1 pseudogene is annotated in these 1,098 nt (G+C 67.9%); it reads right to left on the reverse strand.

What is annotated here, in order from left to right:
- Window positions 1-22: 22 nt before the first annotated feature.
- A pseudogene (locus ACFY16_RS43120) lies at window positions 23-1,020 on the reverse strand (IS5 family transposase).
- Between the last annotated feature and the right edge of the window lie 78 nt (window positions 1,021-1,098).

Below are 1,098 nucleotides of genomic sequence, written 5' to 3' on the forward strand. Positions count from 1 at the left end.
TAGGGCCTGTTCTGAGTTGAGATCACGGGAGGGCTGGCAGGCTGCGTAACCAGAGGATGGATCCGCGCAGGTGGAGTCCTGCGGCGTAGCTCTCGGGTGTCTTGTCGTAGCGGGTGGCCAACCCCCGCCACTCCTTGAACTTATTGATGGCGCGCTCGACGGTGTTGCGATCTTTGTAGAGCGTGGCGTCGTGGCTGACCGGGCGGCCGCCGGAGCGTCCCTTCTTCTTGCGGTTGGCGGCCTGGTCGGCCTTCTCCGGGATCACCGCCTTGATGTTGCGCCTGCGCAGGTGGGCGCGGTTGGCGCGGGACGAGTACGCCTTGTCTCCGGCGACCGCGTCCGGCCGGGTCCTGGGGCGGCCGACCGGGACACGCACCTTGACCTTCCTGAGGACCGGGATGAAGCGCGGGCTGTCCGCGGCCTGCCCGGGAGTCAGGACGATGGACAGCGGGCGGCAGCGCCGCTCGACGGCGAGGTGAACCTTGCTGGTGAGCCCGCCTCGGGAGCGGCCCAGTTCGGCGGCCCGTAGTCGGGCCTTGCGGCGTCGGCGCACGGCGCGGTGCTGTTCCCGCCCGGGGTCCTCACTGCCCGCGGACCTCTCGTCTACGGGGTCGTTTTGCCCCTTTGCTGCAGCCCCTTTTCCTCCGCCACAGCCTTCTCCAGGTCCTGAAGGAGTTCCGGGTCAACAACCATGCCCGCCGCGTGGTGATGCGCGCGGGCAACGGTCGAGTCCACGCTGACCAGGCTGAGATCGACGTCGTCGCGGGCCGCCGCCTCGGCGATCATCGCGTCCATGAGGGTCTGGAAGACGTCGTCACGCGCCCACACCCGGAACCGGTCGTAGATCGTCGACCAGGAGCCGTAGCTCTCCGGCACATCCCGCCAGGGGCTGCCGGTACGGAACCGCCACATCACCGCGTTGAAGTAGCTGCGCAGGTCAGGGATCGGTCCGAACGCCCCCAGCGGCAGGTGCGGCTCGATCAACTCCCACTCGACATCGGTCAGATCACCACGAGTCACGCAACCGGTCTACCGCATCCAGCACCCTCCCGAAGCGGGAATGACCGATCCGTGATCTCAACTCAGAACAGGCCCTAG

Origin of the sequence: Streptomyces sp. NPDC001315 (assembly GCF_042896175.1) — a bacterium.
Lineage (GTDB): Bacteria > Actinomycetota > Actinomycetes > Streptomycetales > Streptomycetaceae > Streptomyces.